Raw genomic sequence first — 14,373 nt, 5'->3', positions numbered from 1 at the left:
GCATTGCCCTAGGGCCTGCCGACCCAGTGTAGATGTGTGAAAATCAACAAGCAACACTAGAAATGCACATTCCTTGTGCATCAATGCACAACGATGGCGGGGAGCTAAAAACGTGCTTGATTGGGACAGCCTGCGGTATTTCCTGGAAGTGGCGCGCACCCAGCGGGTCAGCGCCGCGGCGCGCAAACTGGGGGTCGAACACACCACGGTGTCACGGCGCATCCGCGCGCTGGAAACCGAGCTGGACACCCTGCTGTTCGAAAAATCTCGCAGCGCCGGCTTCGTGCTGACCGAAGACGGCCAGCGCCTGTTCGTCCATGCCGAGCAGATGGAAAGCACGGTACATACCGCCCGCGAGAACCTGTCCGGCATCGGCCAGGCCCTGTCGGGCCATCTGCGCATCGGCGCCACCGAAGGCTTCGGCAGCTATGTGCTGACGCCGCTGGCCGCCGACTTCCAGCGGCGCTATCCGCACATCACCCTGGACATCCTGCCGGTGCCGCGCTTTGTCAGCCTGTCCAAGCGCGAGGCGGACCTGGCCATCACCATCGAACGCCCCCAGCGCGGCCCGTACGTCTGCAGCAAGCTGTGCGACTACACCCTGCGCCTGTATGGCACGCCGGGTTACCTGGCGCGCCACCCGCCCATCCAGAGCCGCGCCGACCTGGCCGGCCACAGCTTCATCGGCTATGTCGACGAACTGCTGTTCAGCGAACGCCTGCGCTACCTGGAAGACCTGCTGCCCGCCAGCCGGGTGGTGCTGCGCAGCACCAGCGTGGTGGCGCAATACCACGCCGCCTTGCAGGGGCAGTCGCTGGCCATCCTGCCGTGCTTCATCGCCGCGCAGGACCCGCGGCTCAAGCCGGTGCTGGAAAACGAAGTGGAGATCACGCGGTCGTTCTGGATGTATTGCCACGAAGACCTGCGCAAGCTCAAGCGCGTGACGGTGTTGTGGGAATTCATCCGCAAGTCGGTGCTGAAGAATGCCGACCTGCTGGCCGGCAAGCGCGGCACGATGAAGTATCTGCCGTGACGCGGGCCGGCAACGGCCGCATCACCAGGCAAGGCTGCCCGCGGGCGCGGGCAGCGGGCGGCAAGACGCCAGCCTTAGCGGGTCGTCTTGGGCGCCTTGACCCGCAGGCGGCGCATCAGCAGGAACGCCGTCAACATGGCCACGACGACGTGGATCGCCACGGTGCCCACGCCGAAGCTGAGCTTGCCGTTGGAAATCCAGGCGCGCGACAGGTTGATCAGGTTCATGTACAGCAGGCCCACCAGGCCGGCGATAAGCAGGTCGCCCGAACGGCCCAGGCGCGGGTTCACCGCACCCAGCGGAATGGCCAGCAGCGCCAGGTTCAGCGCGGCCAGCGGCAGCGAGATGCGCCACATCACCTGCGACCAGCTGCTGGTGGTGTTGTCGGCCATCAGTTGCGGCGTGGTGCGGGCCTTGGACGAGCGCTCGGCGGCGGCGCGGGCCGAGGCGACCGGATCGTCGCCGCCCTTGCTTTCCAGGCGCAGCCCGTATTTGTCGAAGTGCACCAGGCGAATCTCGGGCGTGCCCGGCTTCAGGTCGTAGCGATGGCCTTCACCCAGCACCAGGAAGCGGTCGCCGTTGGGCAGGGTTTCGCTGTGGGCGCTGGCGGCGGTCAGCACGCTCAGCCACTCGGGGCCGTTTTCGCGGGCGAACACGTTGCCCAGCTCGTCGGTGGGCTTGGCCGGGTCTTCGGCGAAGAACACGCGGTTGCCGCCGGCCGATTCCGCGAACTGGCCCGCCGTGACCTTGGACAGGTCCGAGCGCTGTTCGAAGCGTTCGTGGTATTCACCGATCTGGCGGTAGGCCCAGGGCGCGGCCACCAGGGTCAGGCCCGCCACGGCAATGGCCACCGGCACGGCGACCCGCAGCACCGGCTTGAGCCAGTCGGCCAGCGACAGGCCGCTGGCGAACCAGACGACCATTTCGGATTCGCGGTAGTTGCGCGTGACGGTGGTGAGCACCGCGATGAAGATCGACACCGCCAGGATGGTCGGCAGCGCTGTGATGGTGGACAGCGCGGCCAGCACGAGGACGACGTCCGCCCCGATGTTGCCGCCCGCTGCTTCACCGAGCAGGCGCACGAGCAGCACGCTGAGCCATACGATGAGCAACGTGGAAAAGACAACGCCAGCGTGACTGGTGATCTCGCTGACGACAGAGCGTTTGAATAGAGACATGGGAGAATATGCGGGATAATCGACCGCATCATACAGACGCACACGGGAAACCCTCATGGAATTTAGCACACAGACCACCGCTTCCCTGCACCAGATCAAAACCGCCGCGCTGGCGGTCGGGGTCTTTGCCGACGGCGTGTTGAGCCCCGCCGCCGACCTGATCGACCGGGCCTCCAACGGCGCCGTGCGCGCCGTCGCCAAAACCGAATTCCGCGGCCGCGCCGGCGCCACCCTGGTGCTGCGCTCGCTGCCGGGCGTGACCGCCCAGCGCGTGGTCCTGGTGGGCCTGGGCAAGCAGGACGAATATTCGGCCCGCGCCCACGCCTCGGCCGAACAGGCTTTTGCCGCCACCTGCGTGTCCGCCCAACTGACCGAGGGCGTCTCGACCCTGGCCGCCAACCCGATCCCGGACGTGGCCGTCATCGCCCGCGCCCGCAGCGCCGCCATCGCGGCCGGCAGCGCCACCTATCACTACGACGCCAGCTTCGGCAAACCCGACCGCGACGCCCGCCCCAAGCTCAAGAAGATCGTCCAGATCGTCGAACGCGCCGACGCCAGCCAGGCCCAGAAGGGCCTGCGCGAAGGCGCCGCCATCGCCAACGGCATGGAACTGACCCGCACGCTAGGTAACCTGCCCGGCAACATCTGCACCCCCACCTACCTGGGCGAAACCGCCAAGAAGCTGGCCCGCGAGTTCAAGTCCATCAAGGTCGAAGTGCTGGACAAGAAGCAGGTCGAGGCCCTGGGCATGGGTTCGTTCCTGTCGGTGGCCCGCGGTTCCGAAGAAGCCCTGCGCTTCATCGTCCTGCGCCATGCCGGCAAGCCCGCCGCCAAGAAGGGCGCCAAGGCCGCGCAAGGCCCGATCGTGCTGGTCGGCAAGGGCATCACCTTCGATGCCGGCGGCATCTCGCTCAAGCCCGCCGCCACGATGGACGAAATGAAGTACGACATGTGCGGCGCCGCCAGCGTGCTCGGTTCGTTCCGCGCCCTGGCCGAACTGGAACTGCCGCTGGACGTGATCGGCCTGATCCCGGCCTGCGAAAACCTGCCCAGCGGCACGGCCAACAAGCCGGGCGACGTGGTCACCAGCATGGCCGGCCTGACCATCGAAATCCTGAACACCGACGCCGAAGGCCGCCTGGTGCTGTGCGATGCCCTGACCTACGCCGAACGCTTCAAGCCGTCCACCGTCATCGACATCGCCACCCTCACTGGCGCCTGCGTCGTGGCCCTGGGCCACGTCAACACGGGCCTGTTCACCAAGGACGACGCCCTGTCCGACGCCCTGACGGCCGCCGGCCGCCAGTCGCTGGACACCGCATGGCGCATGCCCATGGACGACGCCTACCAGGAACAGCTGAAGTCCAACTTCGCCGACCTGGCCAACATCGGCGGCCCCCCGGCCGGCGCCGTCACGGCCGCCTGCTTCCTGTCGCGCTTCACCAAGTCGTACCGCTGGGCCCACCTGGACATCGCCGGCACCGCCTGGAAAAGTGGCAAGGACAAGGGCGCCACGGGCCGTCCCGTGCCGCTTTTGATGCAGTTCCTGCTGGACCAGGCTTGATCGGCCTGCGACGGAACCCGGCATGACGCGCATCGACTTCGCCTTCGGCGCACCGGATCGCTTGCGCATGGCCTGCCAGGTCGTGCGCAAGCGCTACCTGGCAGGCCAGCGGCTGGTGGTGTACTGTAAGGAAGGCTCGCGGCTGACCGCCTTCGATCGCATGCTGTGGGCGTTCGACGACACGTCATTCGTGCCGCACGTGCTGGCCAACGATCCCCTGGCGCCCGACACGCCGGTCGTGCTGACCGCCGGTGATCCTGGCCAGGCCATGCAGCCCTCGGCTGAAGGCCAGGCCCCGCCTTGGCTGCTGAACCTGGACGACGACTGCCCGCCCGGCTTTGACGCTTTCGAGCGCCTGCTTGAAATCGTCTCGGACGACCCCGACGACAAGCAAGCCGCCCGGCAGCGCTGGCGCACCTACGTCGGGGCCGGCCACACGCCGCAAAGCCACGACCTGAGCCGGCAACAGGCCGGCAACTGACCGTCCGTACACCCGCGCCGCCTCGCCAGGCGGCACCTCTCCCTCGGGAGCCCTCATGCCCCACCCTTCCGACCCCGGCATTCCTACCCTGACCCAGCGGGCCGAACCCACCCTGTCGCCGTCTGCTGGCGCCCCCGACGCCCCCGTATTGACCGAGGTGGCGCAGGGCGGCGCGCGGGCTTATGCTGACGATGCGTTTCCGGTGTTGACCGACGTGGCCGAATCGGCCGACTCGAACGACTGGCCCGCGGACGACTTCCCGGTATTGACCGACACCGCCGAATCAGACGATTTCCCGCTGCTGACCGAAGCAGCCGACCTGCCCGCGGCGCCGGAGGCTGCCCCGGCCTTGCCCGCGGCAAGCCAGCCCGCAGCACAGGTCGCACCCACCCCGTCCGAGGCAGGCGTGCCGCCGCAGGCCGCCGTGCTGGCCGCCCGCCTGCAGGCGGAAGTCGAACAGGCCATGCGCCTGGCCCTGGCCGACGCCATCGAACAGATCCAGGCACGCATGGACGAAGAACTGCCTCGCATCGTGGCCCGGGTCCTGCAAGACGTACGCCCCGGTTGAAATTTGGCCTTCCGCCCCCATTACGGGTCTACACTGCCCTCCACCTGTCCTAATTCCTCCAAAAACTGGATTCTTCAGGGAACTGTAAGGTATCCTTGGCATCTAAGCCTTCTAGGCAAATCAATTTCTGCCGTACACAGGAGTCCTCCATGAACGAATATCGTCCGTCCCCTTTTAACCGTTCCGGCACCATCGCCGGCGCGCCGGGCGAGGTCGCGCGCAACCAGGTGCTGCGCAACACCTATTGGCTCCTGGCGCTGTCGCTGATCCCGACCGTGCTCGGCGCGGCCGTCGGCCTGTACACGGGCATCAACCGGGTCATGGGCGCCAGCCCCGGCCTGTCCGCCATCGTGTTCCTGGTGGGCGCGTTCGGCATGATGTTCGCCATCGAGAAAAACAAGAACAACTCGCTGGGCGTGGTCCTGCTGCTGGCCTTCACGTTCTTCATGGGCGTGATGCTGTCGCGCCTGCTCGGCTTCGTGATGGGCTTCAGCAACGGCTCGCAGCTGGTCATGACGGCCTTCGGCGGCACCGCGATCGTGTTCGGCACCATGGCCACCCTGGCCACCACCATCAAGCGCGATCTGTCCGGCCTGCAGAAATTCCTGTTCATCGGCGCGGTCGTCATCCTGGTTGCCGCCCTGGCCAACATCTTCCTGCAGTTGCCTGCGCTGATGCTGACCATCTCGGTGCTGGCCATCGTGATCTTCTCGGCGTTCATGCTGGTTGACCTGCAGCGCGTCGTGAACGGCGGCGAAACGAACTACGTTTCCGCCACGCTGGCCATCTACCTGGACGTCTACAACGTCTTCTCGAACCTGCTGATGCTGCTGGGCATCTTCGGCGGCAACCGCGAGTAATCGCGTACCGCCTGTCGGCAAACAAGGGCCTGCATGAAACGTGCAGGCCCTTTTTCATTGGAGCTTGCCATGTCCGACCGCCGTCGCTTCCTGCAGGCCGCCGCCTGCGCTCCCTTGCTGGCCCAGCCGTGGGCGGCCCACGCCCTGAGCACCAAGCGCCCCATGCGGGTTCGCGAGATCTGGTCGTCCGGCGAAATGCTGCCGGCCATAGGGCTGGGCACGGCCGATACCTTCAATGTGCCACCGTCGGATGCGGCCGCCCTGGCGCCGTTGGCCCAGGTGCTGGACACGCTGCTCGAGGCGGGCGGCAGGCTGATCGACACCGCTCCCAGCTACGGCCAGGCCGAGGCCGTCACCGGCGAGCTGGTGACGCGCAAGCCGGACATGCGCCGCCAGGTCTTCCTGGCCACCAAGATCAGCACCCAGGGGCATGAGGCGGCCCGGCGCCAGATCGAACATTCGCAGCGCGCCCTCAAGACCGACAAGCTGGACTTGATCCAGGTGCACAACCTGATCGACACCCGCAACCAGCTGGCGCTGCTGCGCGACCTGAAACAACAGGGCGTGACGCGCTACCTCGGCATCACGCATTACACCGACTACGCCCACGACGAACTCACCGACCTGGTCGAGCGAGAAAAACCCGACTTCCTGCAGATCAACCTGTCGGTCGGCGCGCGCAACGCCGAAAAGCGCCTGCTGCCGGCCTGCCTGGCGAATGGCGTGGCCGTGCTGATCAACCGCCCGTTCCAGGACGGCGCCCTGTTTCGCCAGGTCAAGGGCCGGCCCTTGCCTGAATGGGCCGCGGAAATCGGTTGCGGCTCCTGGGCCCAGTTGTTCCTGAAGTTCGTCATCAGCCACCCCGCCGTCACCGCCGTCATCCCCGCCACCTCCAAGCCGGCCAATATGGCCGACAACGTGCTGGCCGGCTTCGGCCCGCTGGCGAACGAGGCGCAGCGCGAACGCATCGCCGCCCTGCTGGCCTGACGCCATGACCGCCCAGGCCGGCCCCTTGCGCCACCGGGCGGCGCAAGCGCTCGGCATCCGCGCCGACGAGCTGGCCGCGGCCGCCTGCGGTTTCGCGTTCTTCTTTTTTCTCTTCTGCGGCTATTTCATGCTGCGGCCGATCCGCGAAACCCTGGGTATCCAGGCGGGCGTGGACCAGCTGCAATGGCTGTTCACTGCCACCTTTCTTGCCATGCTGGCGGTGGTGCCGCTGTTCGGCTGGCTGTCGGCCCGGGTGCCGCGGGCCACGCTGGTGACCTGGGTCTATGCCGCCTTCGCCGCCACCATGGCGGGCTACGCCGCCCTGTTCCACTGGCGCCCCGACAGCGTCTGGGCGGCGCGCAGCTTCTACGTCTGGCTGTCGGTCTTCAACCTGTTCGTGGTGTCGCTGGCCTGGAGCCTGATGGCCGACGTGTTCCGCATGGACTCGGCCAAGCGCCTGTTCGCGCTGATCGCCGCAGGCGCCAGCGCGGGCGGACTGTGCGGTCCTTTGCTGGGCGGGCTGCTGGCCGGCGCGCTGGGTCCGGCGGGCCTGTTGCTGCTGTCGGCCCTGCTGTTGGCCGCGACGCTGCCGCTCAAGCGCTGGCTGCTGCGCTGGCGCGCCGCCACGCATTCCGACGCCGACACAGCCGACATGGCGCGGCCCATTCCGGGCGCGGTGCTCGCCGGCCTGTCGCGCGTGTTCCAGTCGCGCTACCTGCTGGGCATCGCCGGGCTGGTCGTGCTGCTGGCCACCCTCAATACCTTTCTCTACATGGAGCAGGCCCGGCTGGTGGCCGGCGCGTTCACCGACACCGCCCAGCGCATCCGCGTGTTCTCGGCCCTGGACTTCACGGTGCAGGCGCTGGCGCTGCTGTCGCAGCTGTTCATCACTGGCCGGGTGGCCGCCCGGCTGGGCGTGCGGTTCCTGATGACTGCCGTCCCGTTGACCATGGTGCTGGCGTTTCTGGCCCTGGCGGCCTACCCCGTGTTCGCCGTCTTGGCGGGGGCCATGATCCTGCGCCGCGTGGGCGAATATGCCTTGATCCGTCCGGGGCGGGAAATGCTGTTCACCGCGGTCTCGCCTGAAGACAAGTACAAGACCAAGAACGTCATCGATACCGTCGTGTACCGGGCGGGCGATGCCGCCAGCGGCTGGGTCAAGGCCGGCGTGGATGCCCTGGGCCACGGCGTGGCGTTGATCGCCCTGCTGGGCGCCGCCTGCGCGTTGGCTGCGGCGGCGCTCGGCTATGGACTGGGGCGCCGCGCCGACCGGCCTGCCGAGCCGTTAGATTCAACCAAACATCCATCTCAATAAACCGAACAAATTCCCGGCGCGGCCGCCGCACAATGGCGCAGCCTGATCGCACCCTCCGATCTCGCATGCCCCTAACGTCCCGGGAATCGTCATGACACGCACCGCCAGCCTTGCCGCCCTGTTGCTTTGCCTGACCGCGCCGCCCGCGCTGGCCGATTACCCCACCCGCCCGATCACCCTGATCGTGCCCGCCGCAGCCGGCGGCAACGCCGACATCACCGCCCGCCTGGTCGGTCAGGAAATGAGCCGCACGCTGGGGCAGCCGGTGGTGGTGGAAAACCGCGTGGGCGCGGGAGGCCGCATCGGCACCCAGGCCTTGGTGCGCGCCGCGCCCGACGGCTACACCATCGGCTATGCACACGTCGGCACGCTGGTGCTGCATCGCTATCTGTTCAAGCAGCAGCTCTATGACCTGGATCGCGACATCACGCCCATCGGACTGGTCGCCGAAACGCCCAACGTCATCGTCGTCAACGCCGCCTCGCCGTACCGTGACCTGAAAAGCTTCATCGCCGCCAGCCGCGCCCAGCCCGACCGCCTGACCATGACCTCGGCCGACCCCGGCACCACCAGCGAGGTCGGCGTCAAACTTTTCATCGCCCAGACCGGTGCGGCCGTGCGCCAGATTCCCTACAAGGCCACCGCCGCCCAGTTGTCGGACCTGCTGGGCGGGCATGTGGATTCGATGATGGAGAACCTGCCGCCCTTGATCGGCAACCTGAAGGACGGCCGCCTGCGCGCGCTGGCCGTCACCACCAAGGGCCGTGCCGCCTCCAATCCGGACGTACCGACGGTGGCCGAACAAGGCTACCCCGACTATGAGCAATCCGCCTGGAGCGCCCTGGTGGCGCCCGCCGGCACGCCCCCCGCGGTGATTGCCAAGCTGAACGCGGCGATGAACACCGCCCTGCGTTCGGACGCGGTCAGCAAGGAACTGCGCAGCCGATCGCAAGAACCGCTGGGCGGCTCGCCCGCAGACGTGAAGACCCAGATTCAGAAGGAACTGCCCAAATGGGAAAGCATCATCAAGGCGGCCGGCACCACGCTGGATTGACGCCTCGCGCGCTGCCGACGGGAGCCTCGCCATGGCCAAGGTAAGCCGGGAAGACTTCACCTGCGCCGCCGCCACCAACACGTCGGCGTACCGGCGCATCACCGTGCCCGTGCTGAAGATCGAGGCCGGGCCCGGCCCCGCCGTGGCCCTGATGGCCGGCGTGCATGGCGACGAATGGGAAGGCCAGGCCGCCATCCTGCAACTGTGGCACCTGCTGCCGGGCGTCCTGCAACGCGGCACGGTCTACCTGCTGCCCGCCGCCAATGCCGAAGCCTCTCTGGCCGGCACCCGCCTGTCGCCCTCGGACGCCGGCAACCTCAATCGCGCCTTCCTGGGCGCGCCGGCGCGCGGCTACACGGAAAGCGTGGCCGCCGCATTGGAAACCCGGCTGTTGCCTCACATCCAGGCGCTGGTCGACGTGCATAGCGGCGGCGCATCGCTGCGTTACCTGCCGTCATCGGTCATCACCCGCTACGGCGACGATGCGTACGACGAACGCCTGCCGGCGCTGGCGCGCGCCTTCGGCCTGCCCCATTGCGTGTTCTTTCGCGGCACCGAGGGCGGCTCCCTGCCCGCGGCCGCCAGCCGCCTGGGCGTGCTGCGGCTCAGCGCGGAAATCGGCGGCGGCCGTGAAACCACCCGCACACTGGTCGAAGATTGCCGCGACGGCCTGTTGGGCTGCCTGGCCGAGCTGGGCCTCCTGGCCAGCGCGGCGCCGCGCCAACCCGACCCGTCGCTCTACGACCTGGATGCACCGGCCGCCACCTTGCGTACGCGCGACAGCGGCGTCTTCGTGCCCGGCGTCGCCCTCGGCCAGACCGTGACGGCCGGCCAGACCATCGGCCAGCTCATCGAACCGGCCCGGCCCGACCAGGCGTCGCGCAACCTGCCCAGCCCGCAGGCGGGCACCGTCGTCTGCCTGCGCGCCATCGCCCGCAGCGACGATGGCGACTGCCTGCTGCAAGTCGCGCCCGCCCTCCCCCTGGATTCCCTTGCCTCGTTGTACTGACCCATGCTGATGAACCCCCGCTTGTCCGGCCTGCGCTGCATCCGCTGCGAAAGCCTGCTGCCGCCCACCGATTACCCGGAAGGCTGCCCCCATTGCCTGCAGGCCGGCCACCCCGCCTCGCTGGAATGCCGCTATGACGCGATGGCAGGCGATGACGCAATGGCCCTGCCGGTGCTGGATCCCGTGACATTGGGCGAAGGCGCTACGCCTTGCCTGGACGCCTCGCCGTTGGCGCAAGCCGAAGGCGTCGGCCAGCTGTGGTTGAAATGCGAAAGCGCCAATCCCACCGGCAGCCACAAAGACCGCATGGCCGCGCAGCTCGTGTCGCGCGCCCGTCTGGCGGGGGCGTCCCGCGTGGCCGCCGCGTCCAGCGGCAATGCCGGCGTCTCGCTGGCCGCCTACTGCGCCGCCGCCGGGCTGCAAGCGGACATCGCCATCACCCGCAACTGTCCACCCTTGCAGCGCGACGCCATGCAGCGCTTCGGCGCCCGCCTGACGGCGTTTGACGACAGCCTGGCGCGCTGGCCGTTTGTGGCGGACCTGTGCCGCAATCAAGGCGCCTTCGCCGGCACCAACTATCTCAATCCGCCTGTCGGCACCCACGCTTATGGGGTCGAAGGCTACAAGCCCATCGCCCGCGAGATCTTCGACGCCAGCGGTCTGCCGACGGACATCATCGTGCCGACCGCCCGGGGCGACCTGCTGTGGGGCATCCTGCTGGGCTGGCAGCACTTGCTGCATGCCGGCCTGATCGCGCAACTGCCGCGCCTGCACGCCGTGGAACCCTACGCTCGCCTATCGCGGGCTCGGGCCACGGGCGATGCGCGCAGCCTGTGGGAAGGCGCCACGGACCAGTACTCGATCGCGGGCGGCACGACCACCCTGCAATCGCTGCAAGCCCTGTCGCGCTCGGGCGGTTCACCGGTCGAGGTCTCGGATGCCGCGGCCGCGCAGGCCCAACAACGGCTGGAACGCATGGGCCTGGCCACCGAACTGTCGTCGGCCGCGGCGCTGGCGGCGGTGACGCGGTTGCGGCGCGCGGGCCAACTGGATGCAGAATCGTCGGTGGTATTGATCCTGACGTCGGACGGACGCCGAGGTTGATGCAGGAAGGAGGACGTGGCTGGCGCAACGCTTGACGCGTTGCGCCGCGCGTCTAGCCGCGGGCGACCCCATAGCGTTCCACCAGCGGCGCCAGGGCGGCCCGCAAACAGGTCGCCCAGAACTTGCCGGCTTCGGACAGAGGCCGACTGCCGTGGACGATCATGTGGCATTCGAAATGCACCGGCGCGGCCAACGGCCGGTGGCGCAACCCCGCCGCTTCCAGGCTCACCGCCGTGGCGGGGTTGGCAATGCCGACGCCATGGCCGTCCAGGGCCAACTGGCAGACGGTCGCGGAATACGGCGTCTCGATGGCGATCTTCAGGCTCGCGCCGGCCTGCAGCACCAGCGCATCCAGCCGCTGGCGCGAAGCATCCTCGGTGTTCAACGCAATGATGTCGGCGTCGGCCAACTGGGCAAATCCGACCTGCGCGAGGCGCGCCAGCGAATGGGTTTCAGGAAACACCACCACGGCCCGCAAGCTGGCCAGCCGGTGACCGCGCAGACCTTCCAGTTCCGACTCGTCCGCCACCGTCGCCAGGTCCAGTTCGCCGGACACGACCATGTCGCGCAGCGTATTCGAATCGCGGATCTGCAAGTACAGCGGCGTATCGGGATAGCGCTGGCGAAAACGCGTGATGGCATCGCTGACCACCGCGCCGCTGTAGGCATGGATGCAGCCGATGCGTAGCCGCGGCTGGGCCGCTCCGCGAATGGCCCGGATCTTCCTGCCCAGGCTTTCCAGACCAACGTTCAGGCGTCGGATTTCTTCGTACAGCAACGTGGCTTCGGGGGTGCGCAGCATGCGCTGGCGTACGCGCTCGAACAGGCGCAGTTCGATGCTGGCTTCCAGAGCGGCCAGGGTGGCGCTGACGGTGGCGGGCGACACGTCCAGGCGCCGGGCGGCGGCGGTCACGCTTTCGGTTTCGTAGACCGTACGAAAGGTCTCGACCTGTTTGAGCGTGAAGGTCATGGCCGGACGCGCCGCAGGCTCAGATGCGCTGCAGGTCCATCAGCACCCGGCGCGTGGCCAGGGGCCGGCCGGCCAGGTTCTCGGCCAGGCGCTCGCGCAGGTCGCGGCGCAAGGCCGGCTCGATGACCGGGTCGTCGAAATCGGGCTCGGCTTCGTCCACGCCATAACCGGTTTCGCGCAGCAGCGTCCATTCGAAGCGGCGCAAGGCGCCGGCGGCGCGGGTGCCGCCAGAGAGCTGCTGCAATGCCATGTCGTAGGCATCGAACAGCAAGGGATGGGCGTCTTCGCGGGGCAACAGCCGCAGCAGCAGCTCGTTCATGTACCAGGCCGACATCAGCGCGGTGCCACTCAGGGCGCGCACGCCCATGATCTCGGCACGCGTCAGCGTCTTGACTTCGCCATTGCCGGTCCAGGACAGCAGCAAGGGCTGAAAGGCCGACAACACGGGGCGCAGGACGGAATACGGGCGCTTGGCGCCCTTGGCGACCATGGCCACACAGCCGTGGTCGCGCGAGAAGGTCTGAACAATGAGGGAAGTCTCACGCCACGCAGTGGCGTGCAGCATGTATCCCGGGCGATCCTGGACGCGTGGCGCCCGTTTACTCATAGCCCAGATCGCGCAGCGCACTCTCGCGGTCGGACCAGCCCTTGCGCACCTTGATGTAGATCTCAAGGTGCACCGGCTTGTCCAGCAGCTTGGCGATGTCCTGCCGCGCCTCGGAAGCGATGCGTTTCATGTGCATGCCGCCGGTGCCCAACAGAATGGGCTTGTGGCTGTCACGCTCCACGACGACGCAGGCGGCAATGCGCGCGCCCTTGTCGGTTTCTTCCCATTGCTCGATGACGACCGTACAGCCATAGGGCAGTTCGTCGCCCACCAGGCGGAAGATCTTCTCGCGCACCAGCTCGGCCGCGATGAAGCGCATCGGGCGGTCGGTCAGGGTGTCTTCTTCGAACATCGCCTCGCCTTCCGGCAGGCGCGCCGCGATTTCCTGCAGCAGCTGGTCCAGCTGCTGGTTCTTGGTGGCGCTGACCGGCACCACGGCGCCGAACGGGTGCAGCGCCATGATCTTGGAGACAAAGGCGAACAGCTCGTCGCGGTTCTTCAGGGCGTCGATCTTGCTGACGACCAGGATGGTGCGCTCGGGCGACGGCAACAGCGGCAGCAGCTTGGCGTCGCCCTCGGACCATTTACCGGCCTCGACCACGTGCACCACCACGTCGACGTCGGCCAGGGCCTGCGTCACGACGCGGTTCATCATGCGGTTCATCGCGCCGCCATGGCGCGTCTGGAACCCCGGCGTATCGACGAACACGAATTGCTCGTGCTCGCGCGTCAGCACGCCATGAATGCGGTGACGCGTCGTCTGCGCCTTGCGCGACACGATGGAAATCTTGGAACCGATCAGGGCATTCGTCAGCGTGGACTTGCCCACATTGGGGCGGCCGACGATGGCCACGAAGCCGGTACGAAAAGGGGTATCGCTCATTTAGTCTCTTGGGACACTGCCACGGGCAGCGACAATTGCGCGGTTTTGCGCGCCTTGCCCGACTTGCGGGCAGCCTTGGTCGCCGGGCTGACGGCCAGCGCGGCTTCCAGGGCCAGCTTGGCCGCCGATTGCTCGGCGGCGCGGCGACTGGCGCCAGGTGCCGTCACTTTGATCTCGAGCGCGGGAATGGCGCACTCGACTTCAAACTGCTGGCTGTGGGCCGCGCCATGCGTGGCCACCACGGTATACACGGGCAGGGCCAGCTTGCGGCCCTGCAGAAATTCCTGCAGCAAGGTCTTGGCGTCCTTGCCCAGGGTCTTGGGGTCGACCGAGGCCAGCACCGGCTGGTACTGGCGCACGATCACACGGCGGGCGGCGTCAAAGCCGGCATCCAGGAACACGGCGCCGAACAGGGCCTCGACCGTGTCCGCCAGGATCGACGGACGGCGGAAACCGCCGCTCTTCAATTCACCTTCGCCCAGGCGCAGGTATTGCGACAGTTCCAGGCGCTGGGCGATATCGGCCAGCGAGGCCTGCTTGACCAGGTTGGCCCGCAGGCGCGACAGGTCGCCCTCGTCGATTTTCGAATAACGCTCGAACAGCATCGCCGCGACGACGAAGTTCAGCACGGAATCCCCAAGGAATTCCAGCCGCTCGTTGTGGCGCGCACCATGGCTACGATGCGTCAGTGCCTGTTCAAGCAATGCTGGATCACCGAAGTGGTGATCCAGCCGGTTTTCTAGCGTGGCTAGCGACATAA

General features: G+C 67.6%; 15 protein-coding genes. 10 read left to right on the top strand and 5 right to left on the bottom strand.

From position 1 onward, the window contains the following. The first annotated feature begins 112 nt into the window (after positions 1–112). The gene (locus U858_RS0110710; protein WP_025137153.1) at positions 113–1,033 is read left to right on the top strand and encodes a LysR family transcriptional regulator; all 921 of its coding nucleotides are present in this window, start codon (positions 113–115) and stop codon (positions 1,031–1,033) included. Positions 1,034–1,107: 74 nt separating this feature from the next. Here U858_RS0110710 and lptF read toward each other — a convergent pair whose 3' ends face one another. After that, positions 1,108–2,211, bottom strand: coding sequence for an LPS export ABC transporter permease LptF (lptF, locus tag U858_RS0110705; protein ID WP_025137152.1), 1,104 nt, complete (start codon positions 2,209–2,211; stop codon positions 1,108–1,110). A gap of 55 nt (positions 2,212–2,266) precedes the next feature. Between lptF and U858_RS0110700 the strand changes: the two genes are divergently transcribed. From U858_RS0110700 to U858_RS0110660, 9 genes are all read left to right on the top strand, one after another. After that, positions 2,267–3,775 (top strand): leucyl aminopeptidase, encoded by a 1,509-nt coding sequence (locus U858_RS0110700; protein ID WP_025137151.1) that lies wholly within the window; start codon positions 2,267–2,269, stop codon positions 3,773–3,775. Positions 3,776–3,797: 22 nt separating this feature from the next. Next, the gene (locus U858_RS0110695) at positions 3,798–4,256 is read left to right on the top strand and encodes a DNA polymerase III subunit chi (protein WP_025137150.1); all 459 of its coding nucleotides are present in this window, start codon (positions 3,798–3,800) and stop codon (positions 4,254–4,256) included. Between the two features lie 55 nt (positions 4,257–4,311). Continuing rightward, complete coding sequence (locus U858_RS34215; protein WP_025137149.1) at positions 4,312–4,824, top strand: hypothetical protein; 513 nt, start codon at positions 4,312–4,314, stop codon at positions 4,822–4,824. 149 nt (positions 4,825–4,973) lie between these two features. Continuing rightward, a complete protein-coding gene (locus tag U858_RS0110685) occupies positions 4,974–5,684 on the top strand; it encodes a Bax inhibitor-1/YccA family protein (protein ID WP_025137148.1) in 711 nt (236 codons plus the stop codon). Positions 5,685–5,753: 69 nt separating this feature from the next. Next, positions 5,754–6,671 carry an aldo/keto reductase gene (locus U858_RS0110680; protein WP_025137147.1) on the top strand — a complete coding sequence of 306 codons (918 nt, stop codon included), beginning with the start codon at positions 5,754–5,756 and terminating at the stop codon, positions 6,669–6,671. A 4-nt stretch (positions 6,672–6,675) separates the two neighbouring features. Beyond that, positions 6,676–7,986, top strand: a complete 1,311-nt coding sequence (locus tag U858_RS0110675; RefSeq protein ID WP_025137146.1) for an NTP/NDP exchange transporter — start codon at positions 6,676–6,678, stop codon at positions 7,984–7,986. A 91-nt stretch (positions 7,987–8,077) separates the two neighbouring features. Beyond that, a complete protein-coding gene (locus U858_RS0110670) occupies positions 8,078–9,040 on the top strand; it encodes a tripartite tricarboxylate transporter substrate binding protein (protein WP_025137145.1) in 963 nt (320 codons plus the stop codon). A gap of 31 nt (positions 9,041–9,071) precedes the next feature. After that, positions 9,072–10,049 carry a succinylglutamate desuccinylase/aspartoacylase family protein gene (locus U858_RS0110665; protein ID WP_025137144.1) on the top strand — a complete coding sequence of 326 codons (978 nt, stop codon included), beginning with the start codon at positions 9,072–9,074 and terminating at the stop codon, positions 10,047–10,049. 3 nt (positions 10,050–10,052) lie between these two features. Further along, positions 10,053–11,153: a pyridoxal-phosphate dependent enzyme gene (locus U858_RS0110660; RefSeq protein ID WP_025137143.1), complete on the top strand. Its 1,101-nt coding sequence runs from the start codon at positions 10,053–10,055 to the stop codon at positions 11,151–11,153. 52 nt (positions 11,154–11,205) lie between these two features. Here the strand turns inward: U858_RS0110660 and U858_RS0110655 are convergent, their stop codons facing one another. The 4 genes from U858_RS0110655 to rnc are packed head-to-tail and all read right to left on the bottom strand — an operon-like array spanning position 11,206 to position 14,371. Beyond that, a complete protein-coding gene (locus U858_RS0110655; protein ID WP_025137142.1) occupies positions 11,206–12,123 on the bottom strand; it encodes a LysR family transcriptional regulator in 918 nt (305 codons plus the stop codon). Positions 12,124–12,142: 19 nt separating this feature from the next. Further along, the gene (recO, locus tag U858_RS0110650; protein WP_025137141.1) at positions 12,143–12,730 is read right to left on the bottom strand and encodes a DNA repair protein RecO; all 588 of its coding nucleotides are present in this window, start codon (positions 12,728–12,730) and stop codon (positions 12,143–12,145) included. Beyond that, positions 12,723–13,613, bottom strand: coding sequence for a GTPase Era (gene era / locus U858_RS0110645; RefSeq protein ID WP_025137140.1), 891 nt, complete (start codon positions 13,611–13,613; stop codon positions 12,723–12,725). Before era ends, recO begins: the two co-directional genes overlap by 8 nt. After that, on the bottom strand, positions 13,610–14,371 hold the full coding sequence (gene rnc / locus U858_RS0110640) for a ribonuclease III (protein WP_029953720.1): 762 nt from the start codon (positions 14,369–14,371) through the stop codon (positions 13,610–13,612). Before rnc ends, era begins: the two co-directional genes overlap by 4 nt. Positions 14,372–14,373 lie beyond the last annotated feature (2 nt).

The sequence above is a fragment of the Achromobacter sp. DH1f genome (assembly GCF_000633435.1).
In the GTDB taxonomy this organism is placed as follows: domain Bacteria; phylum Pseudomonadota; class Gammaproteobacteria; order Burkholderiales; family Burkholderiaceae_B; genus Achromobacter; species Achromobacter deleyi.
Note: the sequence above shows the minus strand (reverse complement) of the source record. Positions and strands in the feature narration are given on the sequence as shown.

Excerpts from the sequence above, each read along its gene's own strand:
- lptF (WP_025137152.1), bottom strand. The coding sequence starts at position 2,211 with ATGTCTCTATTCAAACGCTCTGTCGTCAGCGAGATCACCAGTCACGCT.
- U858_RS0110700 (WP_025137151.1), top strand. The coding sequence starts at position 2,267 with ATGGAATTTAGCACACAGACCACCGCTTCCCTGCACCAGATCAAAACC.
- U858_RS0110695 (WP_025137150.1), top strand. The coding sequence starts at position 3,798 with ATGACGCGCATCGACTTCGCCTTCGGCGCACCGGATCGCTTGCGCATG.
- U858_RS34215 (WP_025137149.1), top strand. The coding sequence starts at position 4,312 with ATGCCCCACCCTTCCGACCCCGGCATTCCTACCCTGACCCAGCGGGCC.
- U858_RS0110685 (WP_025137148.1), top strand. The coding sequence starts at position 4,974 with ATGAACGAATATCGTCCGTCCCCTTTTAACCGTTCCGGCACCATCGCC.
- U858_RS0110680 (WP_025137147.1), top strand. The coding sequence starts at position 5,754 with ATGTCCGACCGCCGTCGCTTCCTGCAGGCCGCCGCCTGCGCTCCCTTG.
- U858_RS0110675 (WP_025137146.1), top strand. The coding sequence starts at position 6,676 with ATGACCGCCCAGGCCGGCCCCTTGCGCCACCGGGCGGCGCAAGCGCTC.
- U858_RS0110670 (WP_025137145.1), top strand. The coding sequence starts at position 8,078 with ATGACACGCACCGCCAGCCTTGCCGCCCTGTTGCTTTGCCTGACCGCG.
- U858_RS0110665 (WP_025137144.1), top strand. The coding sequence starts at position 9,072 with ATGGCCAAGGTAAGCCGGGAAGACTTCACCTGCGCCGCCGCCACCAAC.
- U858_RS0110660 (WP_025137143.1), top strand. The coding sequence starts at position 10,053 with ATGCTGATGAACCCCCGCTTGTCCGGCCTGCGCTGCATCCGCTGCGAA.
- U858_RS0110655 (WP_025137142.1), bottom strand. The coding sequence starts at position 12,123 with ATGACCTTCACGCTCAAACAGGTCGAGACCTTTCGTACGGTCTACGAA.
- recO (WP_025137141.1), bottom strand. The coding sequence starts at position 12,730 with ATGAGTAAACGGGCGCCACGCGTCCAGGATCGCCCGGGATACATGCTG.
- era (WP_025137140.1), bottom strand. The coding sequence starts at position 13,613 with ATGAGCGATACCCCTTTTCGTACCGGCTTCGTGGCCATCGTCGGCCGC.
- rnc (WP_029953720.1), bottom strand. The coding sequence starts at position 14,371 with ATGTCGCTAGCCACGCTAGAAAACCGGCTGGATCACCACTTCGGTGAT.